The sequence below is a fragment of the Planctomycetaceae bacterium genome (genome assembly GCA_021371795.1).
GTDB lineage: Bacteria > Planctomycetota > Phycisphaerae > Sedimentisphaerales > UBA12454 > UBA12454.
Genome location: JAJFVK010000019.1, coordinates 62,468 through 82,727, shown reverse-complemented (window position 1 = coordinate 82,727; position 20,260 = coordinate 62,468). Strand labels below are relative to the sequence as shown.

Annotated in this window: 15 protein-coding genes; 8 read left to right on the top strand and 7 right to left on the bottom strand. The window is 43.4% G+C overall.

What is annotated here, in order from left to right; translation table 11 throughout:
• Positions 1-20: 20 nt before the first annotated feature.
• From LLF92_09030 to LLF92_09010, 5 genes are read right to left on the bottom strand one after another with little or no spacing between them, the layout of a single operon-like run.
• Positions 21-977, bottom strand: a complete 957-nt coding sequence (locus LLF92_09030; protein ID MCE5341253.1) for a glycosyltransferase family 2 protein — start codon at positions 975-977, stop codon at positions 21-23.
• Between the two features lie 13 nt (positions 978-990).
• Positions 991-3,078: a site-2 protease family protein gene (locus tag LLF92_09025; protein MCE5341252.1), complete on the bottom strand. Its 2,088-nt coding sequence runs from the start codon at positions 3,076-3,078 to the stop codon at positions 991-993.
• Positions 3,063-4,238, bottom strand: a complete 1,176-nt coding sequence (locus LLF92_09020) for a 1-deoxy-D-xylulose-5-phosphate reductoisomerase (GenBank protein MCE5341251.1) — start codon at positions 4,236-4,238, stop codon at positions 3,063-3,065. The genes LLF92_09025 and LLF92_09020 overlap by 16 nt, the downstream gene beginning before the upstream one ends.
• A 25-nt stretch (positions 4,239-4,263) precedes the next feature.
• Positions 4,264-5,625: a helix-turn-helix domain-containing protein gene (locus LLF92_09015; GenBank protein ID MCE5341250.1), complete on the bottom strand. Its 1,362-nt coding sequence runs from the start codon at positions 5,623-5,625 to the stop codon at positions 4,264-4,266.
• A gap of 12 nt (positions 5,626-5,637) precedes the next feature.
• A complete protein-coding gene (locus LLF92_09010; GenBank protein MCE5341249.1) occupies positions 5,638-6,900 on the bottom strand; it encodes a PocR ligand-binding domain-containing protein in 1,263 nt (420 codons plus the stop codon).
• 239 nt (positions 6,901-7,139) lie between these two features.
• On the opposite strand from LLF92_09010, the gene LLF92_09005 reads away from it, so the two are divergent.
• The 5 genes from LLF92_09005 (at position 7,140) to LLF92_08985 (ending at position 13,311) form a co-directional block, all read left to right on the top strand.
• Positions 7,140-8,237, top strand: a complete 1,098-nt coding sequence (locus tag LLF92_09005; protein ID MCE5341248.1) for an AAA family ATPase — start codon at positions 7,140-7,142, stop codon at positions 8,235-8,237.
• 113 nt (positions 8,238-8,350) lie between these two features.
• Positions 8,351-10,111 (top strand): formate--tetrahydrofolate ligase, encoded by a 1,761-nt coding sequence (locus tag LLF92_09000; protein ID MCE5341247.1) that lies wholly within the window; start codon positions 8,351-8,353, stop codon positions 10,109-10,111.
• 64 nt (positions 10,112-10,175) lie between these two features.
• A complete protein-coding gene (folD, locus tag LLF92_08995) occupies positions 10,176-11,057 on the top strand; it encodes a bifunctional methylenetetrahydrofolate dehydrogenase/methenyltetrahydrofolate cyclohydrolase FolD (GenBank protein ID MCE5341246.1) in 882 nt (293 codons plus the stop codon).
• A 766-nt stretch (positions 11,058-11,823) separates the two neighbouring features.
• Positions 11,824-12,387: a hypothetical protein gene (locus tag LLF92_08990; GenBank protein ID MCE5341245.1), complete on the top strand. Its 564-nt coding sequence runs from the start codon at positions 11,824-11,826 to the stop codon at positions 12,385-12,387.
• A gap of 12 nt (positions 12,388-12,399) precedes the next feature.
• Positions 12,400-13,311: a hypothetical protein gene (locus LLF92_08985; GenBank protein ID MCE5341244.1), complete on the top strand. Its 912-nt coding sequence runs from the start codon at positions 12,400-12,402 to the stop codon at positions 13,309-13,311.
• A gap of 141 nt (positions 13,312-13,452) precedes the next feature.
• Here LLF92_08985 and LLF92_08980 read toward each other — a convergent pair whose 3' ends face one another.
• Positions 13,453-14,124 carry a PEP-CTERM sorting domain-containing protein gene (locus LLF92_08980; GenBank protein ID MCE5341243.1) on the bottom strand — a complete coding sequence of 224 codons (672 nt, stop codon included), beginning with the start codon at positions 14,122-14,124 and terminating at the stop codon, positions 13,453-13,455.
• Between the two features lie 549 nt (positions 14,125-14,673).
• The gene (locus tag LLF92_08975; GenBank protein ID MCE5341242.1) at positions 14,674-15,216 is read right to left on the bottom strand and encodes a transposase; all 543 of its coding nucleotides are present in this window, start codon (positions 15,214-15,216) and stop codon (positions 14,674-14,676) included.
• A gap of 228 nt (positions 15,217-15,444) precedes the next feature.
• On the opposite strand from LLF92_08975, the gene LLF92_08970 reads away from it, so the two are divergent.
• From LLF92_08970 to LLF92_08960, 3 genes are all read left to right on the top strand, one after another.
• The gene (locus LLF92_08970; GenBank protein ID MCE5341241.1) at positions 15,445-16,338 is read left to right on the top strand and encodes an aldo/keto reductase; all 894 of its coding nucleotides are present in this window, start codon (positions 15,445-15,447) and stop codon (positions 16,336-16,338) included.
• A gap of 145 nt (positions 16,339-16,483) precedes the next feature.
• Positions 16,484-19,063, top strand: a complete 2,580-nt coding sequence (gyrA, locus tag LLF92_08965; protein MCE5341240.1) for a DNA gyrase subunit A — start codon at positions 16,484-16,486, stop codon at positions 19,061-19,063.
• A gap of 33 nt (positions 19,064-19,096) precedes the next feature.
• On the top strand, positions 19,097-20,260 hold the full coding sequence (locus LLF92_08960; GenBank protein MCE5341239.1) for a DUF4861 domain-containing protein: 1,164 nt from the start codon (positions 19,097-19,099) through the stop codon (positions 20,258-20,260).

Sequence of the window (20,260 nt, the reverse complement as noted above, 5' to 3'; positions counted from 1 at the left end):
TTTTATTAATGTCCTGATAGTTATTTTTTCTCGTACTCATTCTTTCGCAGCAGGAAAAGCTGTTCATCCTGCAAAATCCGAAGTCTGTTCAGCATCCCCGCAAGAAGCGCTGTGATATAGCAAATCAAAGCAATAAAAGCAAACCCCGCAGCCGCGAACGCAACAAACACATAAGGAAAAAACGCGCCGGTTCGCAAAAAATGTATCATAACAAATCCGCCGCAGAGAATCGCCAGAATCAGAAAAACCGCGCTTATGCCGCCGAAAACCATCATCGGTTTATAATCTCTGAACGCCCGCAGCATAATGCACAAACTTCGCCAGCCGTAGCTGAAAACATTAGATGCGACTTTGCTTTGGCCGAATTTGCGAACGCCTTGCACCTTCACAGGCACCTCGACAATCCGCAAACCTCTAAACGCCATATCAAGAATCACTTCGTGCGTATATGTATGTCCGCCCAGCAGTGTTACACGCAATGCGGCATCACGTTTGTACGCTCGAAATCCGCACGAAACATCTTTCATATTCAGGCCGCACAGATTGTTTACAATATTCGCGACCCGCCTGTTGCCCCATTTTTTTATCCACGGCATTTCAGGCTCAAGCGAAGCGTCAGCGAATCTGCTGGCTGTAACCATCTCGGCTTTATTTTGCAAAATCGGTTCGACGAGCTTGGATATATCATTAGGATCGAATTGCCCGTCGGCATCGATGTTCACAATAATATCCGCGCCGAACGACAATGCCGTCCGAATCCCCTGCGAAAAAGCTGCACCCAGCCCTTTATTGTGCCCCTGACTATGCACATACGCACCCGCCTGCGAAGCGACTTGTGCCGTTGCATCCGTGCTGCCGTCATCGATTACGACAACTTTTATCTCATCAATCCCGGCAATTGCCTTTGGAACATCTGATATAACCTGTCCTACCGTTGCCTGCTCATTATATGCCGGTATAGTTACAACAAGCATCATTTGCCCGCTCCTTTTATTTATGTAAAAACCACCTTAAAATATCATTATAGCATACAACAATCACCAGACCGATTATTCCCACCAGACCGATATAGACCAGAACTTCCTGCACCTTTTCATTCACCGGCCTGCCGATAATTTTTTCGATTATCAAAAGCACAACAAGTCCGCCGTCAAAAATCGGCAGCGGCAGAAAATTCATCACCGCAAGACACGCGCTAATCATTCCCATAAAATAGAAGTACTGCATAAAATCGCGGTCGGAAATAATCTTCGTACTTGCCGCAATCATACCAATCGGCCCCATCAGGCTCTTTGGACTTATATCCCGCACGATTAAACCTTTGATTGTCATATAAGTCTGTCCGACGAACTCAAGCGTTTTTCTGCTGCCCTTCTTTATCGCATCGCCAGGCCCTGTCGCACGATAAAGCGTCTTGAGCATCTTAAACGGCGGAGCATCGACAATCTGCGATCTTGCCTGTATCGGATTTCCGTCAGCGGGTACCGCGAACGAAGTTTCCTCATTATCCAAAACGCCTTCATATTTTACTTTAACCGTTTTTCCGCAATTTGCGTTAAGCGCGTTTGCGATATCGAAATAATTTTTCACATCTTTGCCCGCGATTGACAATATCTGTGCACCTTTGGCTAAATCACCCGACCAGGCATAAGTATTTGCGTCTGTCGTCTGCGCCGCAAAAGCGTTCTCAACATCAAGCATCACGACAATTCCCAACACCGCTCTGCCGTCACTGCTTTTCTTCGGCGATATTTTCACTTCAACAGATTCGCCGCCCCGCAAAACGACCATCGTCATTTCCTGACCAAGACTTGCCGTCGTCAGTTCGCGAAGCTGCTTGTAATTTGGATTCGCGATTTCGCCGGCTTGAACAATAATATCGCCCTGCCGAAACGCCTCATTTGCTTCAGGCGTTTGAACGCTGTAAATCTTCAGCCTCGGCACAAGTCCGTAAATATGCGACGGCACATAAACATCTGTATCTTCGCGATAAACAATCACCGGCGAATATTCCAGCAATAATTTTTTCTCAATAAGTGCATCCTGCCCCGCCCTTTTATACGCGACAGTAACATTCGGTTCAAAACTGTTGTCCAATTTTTCGCTGAACTGCCAGAACTGTTCGACCGGCTGTCCGTCAACCGCTGCCAAAACATCGCCCGGCAGCACTCCGTATTGTGCTTCCAATGCGTTTACGTCCGCAACTTTTGCGACCTCAAGTGTTGACGGCTGTCCAATGCCGACCCCCTTGATGCCCAGTTCAGCTATTCGCGTCGGAACAATATTCATATCGACTACGCTTCCATCAGTGCGTTTAACTTTAAAACTCACCGGCTTGTCTTTGCCAATAAGCGCTGCCTCGAAAGCGATACCCATAAAATCAAGATTGCTTTTGCCGTTGACCGCAAGGATTTCATCGCCCACTTTCAGACCGGCATTATAAGCAGGATACCCCGGCATCACATCGCCGACGATTGCAGGCGGAAGATTAATGCCTCGCATAAATACGATTACAAAAAGTATCGCCGCCAGGACGATATTCAATGTAACGCCTGCCGATACCGCGACGATTCGCTTCCAAATCGCAACGTTAGTAAACGCTCGCGGGTCTTGGCATTTCTTGTCCGCGCCCAAATCTTCCTGCCCCATAAGTTTCACAAAACCGCCGACCGGAAAAACGCGAAGCTGATATTCCGTTTCGCCCGCTTTGCAGTTCATTGGAATCTTAACGCAAAGCAGCCCCGCCTGGTCGGGGTCATTATGCTTTTCAAGAATCGTCGGAAGAATTCGTATTTGCAGAAAGTTGTCTATCTTTTTGAAAGCGATAATAATCGTGCCGAAGCCGATAGCGAACGCCTCGACTTTAATACCGCAAAGTTTGCCCGCCGCGAAATGCCCGAATTCGTGAATAAAGATCACAACGCCCAACCCGACAAACGACAGGATTATACTGCTGCTTTTATTAAAGTTTTTGGAGATAAAATACGCAATCATTCCGACCAGAACGACCAGAATGAAGGCGTTTATCAAATTTTTGTTTTTTACATTTTTTTGTTCAACCACTACTTGTTCAGCCATTTACTTACCTCATTTCTCGCCCAGTTATCCGCCAAAAGCAGTTCTTCCAGGCTCGCATTGATTTTAACATTATGTTTATCGAGACAACGCTCAATAAGTTCGACTATATTAACAAATTTTATTTTTCCTTCCAGAAATTCTTTCACCGCCGCTTCGTTGGCCGCGTTGAACACTGCCGCCGCCGTCCCATCAGTTTTGGCGACCTCATACCCGATTTTCAGAGCCTTGAAGACTTCCATATCAGGCTTTTCAAACGTCAGCCTGCCGATTTCTTCAAGCCGCAGGTGTTTGGTTATACCTTTAACTCTGTTCGGAAACGTGAGGGCATATTGAATCGGCAGACACATATCCGGCGCAGACATTTGCGCAATCACCGAGCCGTCTATAAATTCGACCATCGAATGAATAATCGATTCCGGATGAACCAGAACATCGATTTTTTCCACAGGCACATCGAAAAGCCATTTGGCTTCGATAACTTCAAGTGCCTTATTCATCATCGTTGCCGAATCGACCGTAATTTTCTTTCCCATACTCCACGTCGGATGCGCAAGAGCCTGTTCGAGAGTCGCGTTTTGAATTTGTTCTTTCGTCGCACCTCGGAATGGCCCGCCGCTTGCCGTCAGGATTATTCTATTTATTTCTTTAATATTTCCTGCCTGCAAAGACTGAAAAATTGCCGAATGTTCGCTATCGACAGGCAGTATTTTCGCGCCGGATTCTTTTGCTATTTTCGTCAAAAGCGCACCGGCTATAACCAGCGGCTCTTTATTTGCGATTGCCAGAATCTTGCCCGCTCTGGCTGCGTTTAATATCGCCTCAAGCCCTGCCGCACCGACAACTGCCGCGATAACAACGTCTATTTCCGCATCACACGCCGCCGCCGTCAGGTCGGAATATATTTCAAACCCCTCGTTTAGCCGTCGCCGGCACGGCGATGTGTCTTTCTCCAGTAATTTCTTAAATTCATCAACCTTTTTCGCATTTGTAACAACCGCTATTTTAGGCTGATATTTTTGCACCTGCTCTGCGAGCAGTTCTATATTATTATGTGCTGTCAGAGCGACCACTTCGTATTTATCACCGAGCGCATCGATGACTTTCAGGGCATTTCTGCCTATCGAGCCTGTTGAACCGAGTATTGCTATTTTTTTCTTCATTGTTATATCAAAATCTAATCTTTTATTATTTTATAATTTCCCAGAATCCTTTTCTGACAGAACCTGTTCTGCGAATAAAACCTTCTGCTTTTAGTTTCCGAAGATTCCATTCTACGCCTCTCCTTGTCAAACCAGTTTGATCGGCCATCATCTTTTGCGTAACATTAGGATTATTTTTAATCAAATCCAAAATTTTCTCCACAGTCTTTTCCACAGTTTTCTCCATAGTTCCCCCAGTCTTTTTGAGAGAATAAAGCGGATTACGGAAAAATACAACACGGAAAAACTCATCTGCCTCAAATACCGGCTCCTTAAGACCGGCATTGCGCAAAACATTCCGCATCCTATCTATGCCTGACCCCATACGCTCAACAATTCCCATCCTGTGGAACATATCCGCAATAACAGGATTTCGCCTTACAGAGGCCTTTCCTAGGCTCTGCATAGTAACCCCTGAAAGCAAGCCGCCAGGATTTTCTATTTCAACCCTGTCGTCAAAAACCATAACATAGATGCTTGTCCCTTTAACAGTATAATCCCTGTGAACTATCGCATTGATGACAGCTTCTCTCAAAACCTCCAACGGTATCTCGTACACATCGTTACGGTTTACGCCTTTAATTTCACTGCGAATATTTAAATGCTTCATTAAAAATGATACCGCCTCATTAAATTGAGTAAAAAGGTCCCCACGAACATCTTTTCTGTCGAATATATGAGTTTTATCATTTCCTTTAAATGCGCCAAGAATAATTTCGGAATGTGGAATATACTTTTCTATCTTCGAAGCAAACATTAATGCACCAGCATTATTTATCTTGTTTTTATCTAAAACGCCAAGACTCGAAAAAAACAAAGACAAATCTGTCTTGCCAACCTTTAGTGCCGTACCTGTTTCTTTTAAAAATGTTCTGACCTTGGTAAGAGAAATATCCTTAAGGTTCAAATTCCGGCAAACCTGTGATTCAAAAGAAACAGTATCGGTCTGGCGAAAAAGAATTCGAACTTCTCTTTGACTCATTTTTTGCGTTACAGCATCAAGCCTGCGGAAATACCCGCCACTGCAACTATAAGGTTTTTCGTCGCCTTCCGGAATTTCTACAATGGCAGTTTCATCAATCTGTAAAATACGGCTGATATTTATGGATGGTTCGCAGTTTCTGGCAATATTATGAATTTCAGATTTTATTTTATTATTTAATTTTTGACCGGTTATTCTGCCATTATCCGCAACGCCAAGCAATATATGGCCGCCTTTAGTGTTGGCAAACGCAACTATATCCTTGTCGATTTTAGAAGTATAATGCTCCTTAAATTCGACAGTAAGGCCTTCACCTTCGGCAATCATCACATGCAGCCTTTTTGAATCTGATATTTTATTGCCCATTTAATCTTTCTGTCATTTTCTTCTGTTCATTTCCCTAAACTGTCTGGGCGTCATACCTGTAACTTCTTTAAACGTTCTGGTAAAATAACTCTGATTATTATAACCTGTATCGAAACATATTTCCGTACAGTTTTTATTCGTGGAAATCAAAAGTTCCTTGGCGTATTCAATTCGCGACTTCGTAATATAATCTACAATCGTCAGCCCTGTTTGTTCCTTAAAAATATGACTCAAACGAGAAACGCTCAAATGTGCGCTGTGTGCGACGTCTTCGAGCGTAATTTGTTCGTTAAAATGCTGACTGATAAAATCCGTCGCCGGCTTGATTTGCGACACCCGCCTTTTATCCTGAATCGAATAGACCAGTTCGACAAAATCGTTCAGTGCGTTGCTTATCCACGCACACAAATCCTGTTGGCTGTCGATTTGCAGAACTTTATTTATGTAATCCAGATTTTTTTCAAGCATAAAATTGATATCGACTCCGCCCTCGACTGCGCTTCTGCCGAGAATACTCAAAAGCTCAAGCATTCGTGCTTTGAGAACCGAAATATTTCCTGGGTCTTTGAGCATAATGCTCGCCAGAATCATATTCAGAACTTCTTTTGCGCCGGTTCGGTCGCCGATTCTTACTTTTTCCATAAGCTGTTTTTCAGCTTCCAGCGGATACTGACCGGCTCCTGTTTCTTCCTTGTGTTCTTTTATCAGTTCGCCGATTTCAGACTGCTGCTGGCTTCGCTGCCTTCGCCACTGAACGACGTAGGGGTCGAGTCCTGTCGATTCGTATAAAAGCACGAACAGGAATTCTGCTGCTTCGTGAATTTTTCTGCCCGCCAGAATCGGAAGTTTTTCGATAGCCTGCCGAAGTTTTTGCCTGTTGATGCGAATCCCTTTAAGGCGTTTGTCAATATCATCGATTAGGATTTCATCGGGAGCATTCCACAGACATTTGCCGAAGAATATTCCGCCCAGCGGTTTATCCCTGTCCATTATCGGCACGCACGCCAGAACTATCCCCGCGTGGCAAATTGTTATATAAGGCTGACCGGTCTCGAACGCCATTTTCAAACTGCGGAGTCTGTCCTGATGGCAGCGTTTGGCGCCGGCCGGGCTTTTGAGTACTATTTTGCAAAATTCAGGATTGCAATTTTTGCTGCACAAATTAGAAACGCATTTGCCATCCGTACCGGTTGTTTCAATCGGCAGAGCGAAATTGCCCGCGAATGCGGCCTGAATTTTCGAAAATTCTTCTTTTGTAAACAGCAGTTTGTCCATTTTTATACTTCGGTATTTTCTACACGAAAAATGAATTTTAGCACTATTCTGCTAAAAACGCCATAATTATTTTAAAAATAACGCCTTACAAATCAAGGTTTATACTTGTAAAAACCGCGTTTGTTCACTATAAATAGCATATAAATACCGTTAGCCCTCTTTTGTAATCTATACTGCAAAAGCAAGAAGATGGGCGGATTCCTAAATTTTGATTTTTAATTTTTGACATTTGATTTTTTATGAAGCCACTATATATCAGCGCAACAGGACAGGACAGCGGCAAAACCGCCGTGATTTGCGGTCTAATTCAGCATTTGCACCACCTCGGCCACAATGTCGGCTACATCAAGCCCGTCGGCCAAAGGTATGTTATTTACGAAGGCCACAGCGTTGACGAAGACGCGGTGCTTATGCTCCAGTCTTTCAAACTCAAAGACCAGCCGCAGGATATGAGTCCGATTGCGGTCGCCGAGGGCTTCACCACAAAATTCATAATGAACCCCAATGTTACTTCGCTCGAAAAACAAATCCTCGAAAGTTACGAACGGCTCAAAAAGGAACACTCGACAATCATCGTCGAAGGCACCGGCCACGCAGGCGTCGGAAGCTGCTTTGGCTTATCGAACGCACGTGTTGCGCAAATGCTCGGCGCGGATGTAATAATCGTCGCGTCAGGCGGAATTGGAAAACCAATAGATGAAATCACTTTATCGCTTGCGCTTTTCAAACAGTATAACGTAAACGTCGTCGGCGTAATACTGAACAAAGTTTTCCCGCAAAAGCTGCAAAAAATTAAATCCATCGGCGCAAAAGGCATTGAGCTTATCGGCTCGAAGCTCATCGGCACAATTCCGTTCGAATCGGACTTATCTATTTTTTCAATCGGTCAGGTCGCAGAGGAATTTGGATTCCAGGTCTTGAGCGGTCGCGAGTTTCTCCATAACAAAATCGAGCACACCGTTGTCGCCGCGATGGAACCACAGAACGTTTTGAAATACATCGAGAAAAACACGCTAATTATTACCCCCGGCGATAGAATCGACAATATCCTGCTCACGCTTGCGCTTTCCGAATCGAGCGACTACCATGAAAAACTGTGCAGTGGCGGAATCATTCTCACCGGCGGCTTAAAACCAGATACGACTATTTTGTCGCTGCTGCTCAAAAGCACTATTCCTGTACTTTTTACTACCGAAGACACGTTTTCGGTAACGTCGAAGATGAAGGATTTGCATTTCAAAATCCGCTCCGACGACTACCACAAAATCGCAAGAACTTACGAACTGCTCAAAGATAATGTCGATATGGATGTGATTTTGAAGAGTTTAACGGCTTGAATAGCACAATAGTTCAAAAAAAACGCTTGCTTTTTATATCTAATTCCACGTATTTAGTAGAAAATCAACGTTATTAACATTCGCATTAATTCGTGGTTTAAAAAGGAAATTAAATGCTCGACCCGACAAAACTCAAAGACTGGCAAATCGCCGAAGCGTCAGAAGAATCCGCAAAACCAATAGTTCAGGTTGCTCACGAAATTGGCATCATGGATGAAGAAATAATCCCGATGGGCAGACTGCTGGCGAAGATTGACTACAAAAAGATTTTGAACAGACTCGGCAAACCTCAAAAAGCAAAATACATCGACGTTACCGCGATAACTCCCACCCCGCTCGGCGAAGGCAAAACGACGACGACAATCGGCCTTGTTCAGGGACTCGGCAAACTCGGCAAAAAAGTTACCGGTGCGATTCGTCAGCCCAGCGGCGGCCCGACATTCAACATTAAAGGCTCCGCAGCAGGCGGCGGACTTGCGCAATGTATTCCGCTCGCCCCGCTTTCACTCGGCCTTACGGGCGACATCGATTCAATTACAAACGCCAACAATCTCGCAATGGTCGCGCTGACAGCCAGACTTCAGCACGAAAATAATTACGATGACGCCAGACTGGCAAAAAGCGGATTAAAAAGATTGGACATCGACCCCGATACAGTACAGATGAAATGGGTTATGGATTTTTGTGCACAATCGCTTCGAGATATTATAATCGGCCGCGGCGGAAAAATGGATGGCTTTGAAATGAAGTCCGGCTTCGCAATTTCCGTTTCAAGTGAAGTTATGGCGATTCTGGCCGTTTCAAAAGACCTCGCCGATATGCGAAAACGAATGGCCAAAATCGTCGTAGCGTACAGCAAATCCGGAAAAGCAGTTACCGCCGCCGACCTCGAAGTCGATGGAGCGATGACTGCGTGGATGACGAAGGCGATTAATCCAAATTTACTGCAAACAATCGAAGGCCAGCCGGTCTTCGTACACGCAGGACCATTCGCAAATATTGCAATCGGCCAAAGCTCAATCATCGCCGACGAAATTGGAACAAGACTTTCAGACTATCACGTTACAGAAAGCGGATTCGCAGCGGATATCGGCTTTGAAAAATTCTGGAACCTCAAATGCCGAATGTCAGGACTTGTGCCAAATGCCGTCGTAATCGTCGCAACCATTCGCGCGTTAAAAATGCACGGCGGCGGCCCTGCCGTTAAGCCTGGCGCACCATTAGATGAAGCCTACATAAAAGAAAATCTCGCACTGGTAGAAAAAGGCTGCGAAAATCTTTTAGCTCATATTGACATTGTAAAGAAAAGCGGCGTTCGCCCCGTCGTCTGCATAAACAGCTTTTACACAGACACAAAAGCAGAAATCGCACTCGTTAAAAAAATCGCCGAAGCCAACGGAGCTTACTGCGCCCTTTCAGAACACTGGCTCAAAGGCGGAGCCGGTGCAATCGAACTTGCCGAAGCTGTAATGGCCGCTGCGAACGAAAAAAATAATTTCAAATTCCTCTACGACCTAAAAACTCCGCTGCGTCAGAGAATCGAACTCATCGCGAAGGAAGTTTACGGCGCAGACGGCGTAGAATATTCGCCCGCCGCTCTGGAAAAAGCAAAGACACTTGAAGCCGACCCTGAATCGCAAACGCTCGGCACGTGCATGGTTAAAACACACCTTTCGCTGTCGCATGACCCGAATATCAAAGGCAGACCAAAGGGTTGGACTTTACCCGTCCGCGATATTATGGTTTACAAAGGTGCCGGCTTTATCGTGCCGGTCGCAGGCGATATTAAACTAATGCCCGGAACAGCATCAAACCCGGCGTTCAGAAACATCGACGTAGATGTCGAAACCGGAAAAGTAAAGGGATTATTCTAAAGAAAATTAAAAATCAAATATCAAAAATAAAAATTGTGGAAAGGCCTTCGGCCAAGGATTTTAAATGGCAGCAAAGATTATTGATGGTAAACAAATAGCGGCGGATATCCGCCAGGAACTTAAAACTAAAGTCGAAGCGTTAAAGGCAAAAAGCATCACACCCGGCCTGGGCGTGATTCTCGTCGGCGAAAATCCCGCGAGCATATCTTACGTTACCGCAAAAGAAAAAGCCTGCCACGATATCGGAATGTATTCAAGCGATAACCGCCTGCCCGCAGATACAACGGAAAGAGAACTGCTGAACCTCGTTGAGAAGATGAATAAAGACCCACGAATCCACGGCATACTCGTTCAGCTTCCTCTGCCGAAACAAATTGACGAACAGAAAATTTTATTGGCAATCGACCCGGCAAAAGACGTTGATGGCTTCCATCCGGTGAACGTCGGCAAGATGTGCGTCGGCCAAAAAGCATTCCTGCCCTGCACCCCGCACGGCGTCGTTCAGTTATTAATCCGCAGCGGCGTGAAACTTGATGGCGCAGAAGTCGTCATCGTAGGCAGAAGCAATATAGTTGGCAAACCGCTTGCGAATATGCTCATTCAAAAGTCCCCTATCGGCAACGCAACCGTTACCGTCTGCCATACAAGAACAAAAGATATCGCAGCTCACACAAAGAAGGCTGACATTGTGATTGCCGCCGCAGGCAAGCCGAACACGATTACCGCCGATATGCTCAAAGAAGGCGCAGTGGTTATTGATGTCGGCGTAAATCGAATTGAGGATGCGACGAAGAAGAACGGCTTTAGACTTGTCGGCGATGTCGATTTCGAAGGATGCAGTAAAGTTGCGTCAATGATAACTCCCGTCCCCGGCGGAGTCGGACCAATGACAATTACGATGCTGCTTTTCAACACAGTCGAATCTGCATCACAAAATCAAAAATAAAAAATCAAAATGCAAAAATAAGGAATCCCTCTTCGAGGGATGATTTTTAAAATTTCACAAGTTTTTGAAAAATCACCCCCTCTGTTTTTTTCTTTCGAGGCAGAAAAAAACCTGAAGATTCGGAGGTCTCCGCTTCGCTTCGACGCACGGAATTAATTGCGCAAAGTTTTTTTTTCTTGCGCACATTTATTAAAAAAAACGCTTCAAAAGCGTTCCAAAACCTTAAAAAACACCTCATAAAGTGCTTCAAAGTATTAACTTTTCAATGAAAAACCCCAATTTTCCGGTTCATTTACCCCCGAAAACGACACTTTTCAACATTTTTTGACACTAAAACGTAACTAAATCGCACTGAAATGCAGTAAAAAAATCTAAAACAGCAGTGGAATGAAGTGAAATCGTCAAAAAAATTAAGGATGTTTTTAGTAGCCAATATTCAGTAGTCATTAGCCAATAGGATTGGAAATATCCGTAATTTTATATGGGTATTATACCATAAAGTTAGATGAAAATCAAACAAATAATGTTTTTCACTCCAAAATCGCTGGTTTTGACTCGCTATCGTAGAAAATTTTCAGGTAAATTATGTGCGGATTTTACTTGAAATGCTCGGTATTTAGGATATGATATTTTGTGTAAGGCATTGAGGCAATAGCAACAATGAAAAACAGGAGGCAGTTATCTAATTTAAAAATCAAATATCAAAATACAAAATGACAAATCAAAAATTAAATTTTAAGAATAAATGTTTAGGCGAAGGGAAAAAGTGGAAAAGAAGAAAATAAAATTAAAAACACGAGTTATAGTTTCGATTATATTAGGAACCATAGGACTTGTCATAGGATTTTGTGCATCTTGGAGTGAACCAAACGGAGATACGCCACAAAAGATAAAAGACACTGAGATAGCAATAGAAAAATTATGTGCTGATATTGGAAAAAAAAGTCAGGACATTAAGGGAAATCCAGAATGGATGAAAGATGATATACTTGTCGCATTTTCTTGGAAAGATTTGGAAAAAATCACTAATTCCCTTATATATCAAAACGAAAAAATTGCTAAAGCAAAAGCACTAATACGCTGCGAATCAAACCCAATTCCTCAATATGCCTTTGATGACTACTTGTGGAATATTAGATTTGAAGTAAGCAATGAAAAATGGCAAATTCAAACCACGTCTTCAAGGATTTTTCTTGGTATTGGAATTGCAATACTCTCTTGTTTTGGAACTATTGTGGGAACTTTTTTAACGTTAACAATAATACCTTGGCTTTGGTATTTATTACTTGGAAGAATTAGTGAACTATCACAAGCAATTCAGGGAAAATAATCTTCAGACAGAATGAAATACCATTTATATCATGACGAATCAAAAGTAGATGGATATTGGCATGGAATGCTTTTGGTCCCTGAGGCCACTAAATCACTTTTCCTTAAATATTTAGAAGAAATACGCACTAATACAAATCATAGGAAACCGATTGGAATCAAAGAAATTAAATATCGTGATAAGGCTTTTGTTTGTGCAGAATTATGGGTTTTATTCGCAGTTGGTGCGATGATGACCAAATTTGGTAAAGATAAATATACAATCAGACTGGGGAGACAACAAAAAGGTAAAATCGTATGGGATGGCAATTATGAAGATATCGTAAAACAACCTATAGGTGCCAAGTTTATAGTATTTAGAGAACGTGATAGTTTTAAAAACATGTCTAATGCGTTAGATTATGGTGGAAAGGTTGAAACTACATTTAGAATGGGACTAAAAGGAGGAGTTCACTTTTTAGGTAACGACGAAAATACTATTGAAATAACAAAGATGCATTTTGACGGTTGTGAGCATCAGCGAAGAAATCTTGACCACGAGAGAATTGTTGATCGTCTGTCAGGATTAAGAGATTATTTTTCAATACAAGGCGGTCTTTATTCGATAGATGACAAAACAGGCAACCATACAACAAAAGATTGTCAGTCTTATGATGACTGTCAATTCCTACAATTAACAGATTTACTAATTGGTTCGTTTCGAGTGGCACATGGTTTTACGACAACGGATAAAAATTATCACAAAATAGTTGCAGAACCCGTAAAAGCCTTAATAAAACGGTATCGAGAGGGATACGCACGGATGCAAAATAGCCGATGGAAAAATGCATTTTGCATGAGTGAATGTTGTTTGGAAAATGGTAAATGGAAATTCCAACCAGTAGAATACAAATTAACTACTGTAAAACAGAATGAACTTTTTTAAATTTAGAGGGAAATGAAGGTGTCCGGTACAGATTTCAAATTTTAAACGGTGTGTATTTTTCCCGCAGGGATTGTAACCCACAGGGATTTTCGTTACACTTCAATCGAACAGGTCGGACGTACCAAATTGAATTTTTCAGAATTAATGTTTCTTTCTTAGAATGAAAGCTCCTGCGCACATAAGAATAAGTGTTGCAGGCTCTGGCGTAACCAGAATATTATCAATTCCGACATAAATACTATTATCAAGACCTGCTGTGCCTGACCAAGGCGAAAGAGCAAAACGTATAGACCTGATATCACCGGTATCAGAATGAAATCCGCTGCTGCCAATCACATTTTGATTGACGGCAATAGACCATCGTGATGACATCAAATTAATATCTACATCGATATGCATCAAAGAATTATCTGAAAAGGTGAAAAATGTGCGTTTTGATCCGCCGGCATAAGGATTAAACATGTATATATCATTCAGCATTCCATGAAGGGAAAATGTTTGTACAGTAGGCGTATCAAATAAAACTGTAAATGCATACTTGGAATTAGTGAGTTTTTTTGTTTCGATATCAAAAGACAATTGATAAGTTTTCTGTCCTTTGCCTAATTTAAGCTCAATTTGCTCATATGTGCTGCTTTTAGGATTGAAGACAAGACAGTTATTTGAAATATGGCCAAAACTATTTTGAATTCTCGGCGAACCAAATACAACCGAATATGGCCGAGTACTTTCTGAAAAATCAATATCATAAAAAGATGCACCAAAAACCAATGAATTGAATACAATACAAATTAATGTGTAACCTAACTTCATGTTATTCTCCCAAAAAGTCCCAACCATTTTCTATGCACAACTTACTGTATTATAAAATCTTCACCGGCATATTCAACAAATAATTAAAAAAAATGTGAAGCTTACGTATTTAATGGGAAATTAACGGTGTCAGGTACATTTTCGATTTAAAATTTTAAATGATTTAGATTTTTCCCGCAGGGATCTACGCTGCGCTTCGACCGGACAGGTCTGGAATGACACGAGAATAAGATACATCCGGACACATCGCCGTGCCGGCGACGGCTAAACATGGAAATACTCGCCTCCGTCCTCTCTGATTTTTCCCTTTGAAGCAGAAAAATCCTAAAGAATCGAGGATTAAAATTTCGGAGGCGGCTAAACACGAAACACTCGTGGCCGTACCCTGCGAGGATTAGAATGCCAACGACCACTAAACATGAAAACACTCGTGGCCGTTCCGGCCACGGCTAAACACGAAAATACTCGCCTCCGTACCGGAGGCGGCTAAACATTTACGGGTCGCCGTTCCGGCGACCGCTAAACGAGGATGCGGGAACTAAACAAAAATCAAATTGATAATGGTTTGATGAAACTCCAGATTTGAGGAGAAAGGCCGGACTTGGCAGGATTATTGTTCACATATTTTATTGCAACTTTTAATATCTCTTCACTATCTATAAATACTCTCCAAAATCCGCGAGTCCAGGGACTATCGTTCAAATTCAACTCTTTGGTGGCGGAACCTTTCAATTGATTTACAAGATACTCAATACTATAACTTGAACGTAAAATTAGTATATGCACATGGTCATTCATTATCGAACAGGCGGGAACCTCAATATTCAATCGTTTAACAACTTTTGAGAAAGCGCCTGCAATCACAGGTCTTGTATAATCGTTAATCAAATACGCATCTCTGTCTAATGTTGGAACGGCCTGCGAATAAAATTTCAAAATCTGATTTTTCGGCGGCGGTGTTTGTCTGCCGTATTTTATTTCGCCCAGTTTTTCAATGTCATCATTGTAAATTTCCTTCGAATATGAACCTCGCGGGTCATTCGGCAGCCATGTGCCATAAGTCGTAAAAATCGCATGATATGCAATAATCATTAAACACTCTGGTTGCCGTACCGGCAACCGCTAAACACGAAAATACTGGTCGTCGTCCCGACGACCGCTAAACATAAATTACTCGTGGCTGTACCGGCCACGGCTAAACAAGATAATATAATATTCAAATGTGAAACACAAATTCAAAAACTGGTTTTATCGTTTTAAACCCTTGACAATAACCCGTATTGGCAATACACTTTTGATGTTATACAGTAGAAAATAGAAATGGAAGAACCTTTCAGCAAAAACATTCAAACAGAACTGCCAAAACGTTTGCTTGGACAGACGGGTTTTAAACTTTCAATCATTGGGATGGGTGGAATTGTTGTAATGAATTCTGAACCTGCTCATGCGGCGGTGATTGTGCAGGAAGCAATTGAAAAAGGGATTAATTATTTTGACGTTGCTCCTTCCTACGGCGATGCCGAGCTAAAACTTGGGCCTGCGTTAAAACCACATCGCAAGAATGTATTTCTTGCCTGTAAAACAGCTCTGCGGGACCGCATGGGCGCGAAAGAGGAACTGGATAATTCACTAAAGCATCTTGAAACAAATCATCTTGAACTCTATCAATTACATGCGCTGACGGATGTTGAAAAAGATGTGAAAAGAGCCTTATCAAAAGACGGTGCGATTCAGACGTTTATTGAGGCCAAAAAGGCGGGGATAATTCGATTTATTGGTTTTTCAGCTCACTCACCTCAAGCCGCTCTGACGGCTATGCGTGAATTTGATTTTGATACGATTCTTTATCCGGTCAATTTCTGCACACATTTTCGAAATAAATTCGAACAGGCTGTTCTGGCTGAAGCAAAAAAACGCAATATGGGAATACTTGCACTTAAGGCGATGGCAAAACAAAAGTGGGATAACGACGAATCCCCGAAAAGGAAGGCCTATTCGAAATGCTGGTATGAACCGCTTGATGACCCGGAGTTGGCAAAACTGGCTTTGAACTGGACACTATCACAGAGGATTACAGCAGCCCTTCCGCCCGGAGAAGAAAAGTTATTCCGTTTGGCAATGGAACTGGCTCCGAATTACAGAACAATCACAGCAGAACAAACCTCGCAGCTCGAAAAAGCGGCAAAAGATTTTCAGCCAATTTTCACCACATAACTGTTTTTGACAATCCGGCTCAAAGCTCGGATACGATTTAAAATTCTTGACTTCAAACCACTTTGATAATACACTTTAGCGTTTATAAATAAGTCGGAATTTTAAAATATCACTACATTCATAATTTATTGATATAAAAGGATTTATGAGCGAAACGCAGGAACCAAAGAAAACGGAACGAGTTGAAGAACAACGAATTCTCGATGAGATGAAGAATTCGTATATGAACTACGCGATGAGCGTTATCGTATCGAGGGCACTGCCGGATGTACGAGACGGATTGAAGCCTTCGCAAAGACGTGTGCTTGTCGCGATGAACGACCTTAACTTAGGGCCTCGCAGCAAGCATAGAAAATGCGCCAAGATCGTCGGCGATACCGGCGGTAACTATCATCCGCACGGCGACCAGGCGACCTACGGCACTTTAGTACGTATGGCGCAGGACTGGAATATGCGGCATACGCTCGTTGACCCGCAGGGAAATTTCGGAAGTATCGATAATGACCCGCCGGCGGCGATGAGGTATACAGAAGCGAGAATGTCTGCTGAAGCGACGGAAATGCTCGAAGATATTAATCGCGACACAGTAGATTTTGTTCCGAACTATGACGAGACACGCGAAGAGCCTTTGGTTCTGCCGTCGAAGTTTCCAAATCTTTTAGTCAACGGCTCGACGGGTATCGCGGTCGGTATGGCGACAAATTTAGCGCCGCACAATCTGGGCGAAATTTGCGATGCCATGCTGCTTATCATCAACGACCCTAACTGCGGGTTCAAAGATATTATGCGAGTCCTGCCCGGCCCTGACTTTCCAACGGGCGGTATAATCTGCGGACGCAAAGGTATTCGCGACGCATACACAACCGGCAAGGGACATTTGAGGGTTCGCGGCAAAGTCGAATTTGAAGAGACCAAGAAGGGCCGAACGCATATCATCGTTACCGAAATTCCGTATATGACCGTCAAGACAAGCATCGTTGAAAAAATCGCCGAGCTTGTCGAAAACGATCTGCTGCCGGAAGTTTCAGATGTGCGAGATGAATCAGACAGAAACGGAATGCGAATTGTCGTTGAACTGAAAAAAGACGCAGAGTCGCAGATTGTACTCAATAAACTTTATAAATACACGCCGCTGCAATCTACGTTCGCGGTTTCAAACGTAGCACTGGTTAATAACAGGCCGGAGACGCTGAATATCCGTGAAATGATGGAACATTTCATCGGGCATCGCAAAATTGTGATTCGCAGACGCACACGATTCCTGCTGAATAAGTGCAAGAATCGCGCTCATATTTTGGAAGGTCTGATTCTGGCAATCAGCGATATCGATGAAATTATCGAACTGATAAAGAAATCGCCTGATACACCATCAGCAAAAATCAACTTGATGAACAAGGCGCTCAAACTCATCGAAACGGCAACGCTGAAGAAACTGCTGCCGACAGAGTTTATGAGCAGAGCAACCAGCGAAGAGCAGTTTCTGACCGGACCACAGGCTGACGCGATTCTGACTATGCAGCTTCAAAGGCTGACCGGTCTTGAAATTGAAAAATTGAGCAAAGAATACGCCGACCTGGTAAATGAAATTAAAGGCTATGAAGAAATTCTCGCCAGCGAAAGAAAAGTGCTGGATATTATTGTCGCGGATTTAACCGAACTCAAAGAAAAATACGCCAACAAACGTATGACGGAAATCGCCGAAGAAATGGAAGAGATGGATATGGAAGACCTCATCGCGGACGAAGAGGTACTCGTAACATTGAGCCATGGCGGTTACGTCAAACGAATGCCGATTGATACCTATCGCAAACAGGGTCGCGGCGGAAAAGGCATTATCGGCTCGGATACGCGCGAAGGCGATTTTATCGAGTCGATGTTCACCGCATCGACGCACGATTATCTGATGGTGTTCACGAATCGCGGCAAATGCTACTGGCTGAAGGTTTATAATGTTCCATCGCTTACGCGGCAGAGCAAAGGCAGAAGCGTCGCGAACCTTTTGGATATGGGCGACCAGAAAATTACGTCGATTATCAACGTCAGCACATTCGACGAACGCAATCTCGTGATGGCGACAAAGAACGGCATTATCAAGAAATCGGCACTGTCGCTTTACAGCAATCCGCGGCCAAGCGGAATTATAGCTGTCAAAATCGACCCGGACGACGCGCTCATCGGCGTTGCGATGACAAACGGAAAAAACCATATCATCCTCGGAACAAAAGACGGTATGGCGATTCGTTTCGACGAAGAACAGGCCCGGCCAATGGGTCGCTCGGCGCACGGCGTGAAAGGTATTTCGCTGCGGAAAGGCGATTATGTCGTCGATATGGTTATCGCAGAAGAAGGCGCTTCGCTGCTGACGGTTTGCGAACTCGGTTTCGGCAAACGCACGGAACTCGAAGATTACAGGTCGCAGAATCGCGGCGGTATCGGTCTGATTAATATCAAGACTTCCGACAGAAACGGAAACGTTGTCGCGATTAAAACGGTCAAGGGCGATGATGATATTATGCTTATCACCGCAAAGGGCATCATCATCCGCACAGGGCTGGATGAGCTGCGCGAAATCGGCAGAAACACCCAAGGCGTTCGGCTGATTAAACTCGATGAAGATGATAAAGTTGTCGCAGTTGAACGTGTCGTCAAAGAAGAAAAAGATGATGATACGCCGGCGGAAGATACTAAAGAAACCGACGGAAAAACGGATTCAACCACGAATTAACACGAATAAACACTTATTGTAAAAGGATTTATTATGAATAAGTTGGTTGTTTTATGGATTGCAGTAATTTTATCGTTTGTGCAAACTGCAAAGGCAGATACCAAAATATTTGTAACTAATCTAATCGACACTGGCAGAGACTCTGCTGTCGTTGCGGTTAATCTTGGTGATCTGCCAATGTTTGAGACTGTCAAGCCGGCGATTTACAATGACTCGCTAAAAACATTCGTGCCCAGTCAGCTTCTCGACAAAGATGAAGACGGCAAAAATGATGAAATTCTTTTCCTGACAGACATCAGAGCACGACAAACTCAAACTTTCACAGTTTACGAAGCAAACGCGGCGAATAAAGTCGAAGTTTATGACCGTGCGGCAGCTTATTACGTTCCACAACGCAAAGACGATTTTGCGTGGGAGAACGACAAAATCGCGTTCAGAATTTACGGTCAGGAACTGCAAAGAACCGAACTTACAAGCAGCGGTATCGACGTTTGGGTTAAGAAAAGCACAAAGCCGGTAATGCCCATCCTGTACAAAAAAGGACACGATTATTATCATTCTGACAATCCTTATGCCATTGATTTCTTCAATGTCGCTCACACGCTTGGCTGCGGAGGCATCGGCGTTTGGGCTGACGGCAAATTACTGGTGTCGGAAAATTATGACCAGCACAAAGTCATCGCCAACGGACCAATCAGAGCAATATTTGAGGTATCCTACAAGCCGTGGGATATGGGCGACGGCAGAAAACTTCAGGAAATAAAAAGAATCACTCTTGATAAAGGCTGGAACTTCTGCAAAATCGAAAGCAGATTCGACGGCGATGTGAGCAATGTTGTTTTCGCAATCGGAATCGTAAAATGCGACCGAGGCGGCAAACCAACCTACGGCACTGTTAACGAATATCTCGGCTACTGGCAGGAGCCGGACAAAGAATTTGGAACTATCGGCTGCGGCATTATTTTGGACAAAGAGTCGATAACGTATAAAGCCGCCGAAGACGGAGAACATTACCTGCTGCTGGCCAACGCACGAAGTAATAATGTCGTAACGTATTACGCCGGTGCATGCTGGAACCAAACCAAAGGGTACAAATACGAAAAAGACTGGAAAGAGTTAATCAGAAAAACTTCGAAAATAGTCGGAAGTCCGCTCAAAATAGATGTCAAAGAAGTATTTGTAAAAAGAAGATATTAA

Coding starts and splice junctions, on each gene's coding strand:
- LLF92_09030 (MCE5341253.1), bottom strand. CDS start 977: ATGATGCTTGTTGTAACTATACCGGCATATAATGAGCAGGCAACGGTA.
- LLF92_09025 (MCE5341252.1), bottom strand. CDS start 3,078: ATGGCTGAACAAGTAGTGGTTGAACAAAAAAATGTAAAAAACAAAAAT.
- LLF92_09020 (MCE5341251.1), bottom strand. CDS start 4,238: ATGAAGAAAAAAATAGCAATACTCGGTTCAACAGGCTCGATAGGCAGA.
- LLF92_09015 (MCE5341250.1), bottom strand. CDS start 5,625: ATGGGCAATAAAATATCAGATTCAAAAAGGCTGCATGTGATGATTGCC.
- LLF92_09010 (MCE5341249.1), bottom strand. CDS start 6,900: ATGGACAAACTGCTGTTTACAAAAGAAGAATTTTCGAAAATTCAGGCC.
- LLF92_09005 (MCE5341248.1), top strand. CDS start 7,140: ATGAAGCCACTATATATCAGCGCAACAGGACAGGACAGCGGCAAAACC.
- LLF92_09000 (MCE5341247.1), top strand. CDS start 8,351: ATGCTCGACCCGACAAAACTCAAAGACTGGCAAATCGCCGAAGCGTCA.
- folD (MCE5341246.1), top strand. CDS start 10,176: ATGGCAGCAAAGATTATTGATGGTAAACAAATAGCGGCGGATATCCGC.
- LLF92_08985 (MCE5341244.1), top strand. CDS start 12,400: ATGAAATACCATTTATATCATGACGAATCAAAAGTAGATGGATATTGG.
- LLF92_08980 (MCE5341243.1), bottom strand. CDS start 14,124: ATGAAGTTAGGTTACACATTAATTTGTATTGTATTCAATTCATTGGTT.
- LLF92_08975 (MCE5341242.1), bottom strand. CDS start 15,216: ATGATTATTGCATATCATGCGATTTTTACGACTTATGGCACATGGCTG.
- LLF92_08970 (MCE5341241.1), top strand. CDS start 15,445: ATGGAAGAACCTTTCAGCAAAAACATTCAAACAGAACTGCCAAAACGT.
- gyrA (MCE5341240.1), top strand. CDS start 16,484: ATGAGCGAAACGCAGGAACCAAAGAAAACGGAACGAGTTGAAGAACAA.
- LLF92_08960 (MCE5341239.1), top strand. CDS start 19,097: ATGAATAAGTTGGTTGTTTTATGGATTGCAGTAATTTTATCGTTTGTG.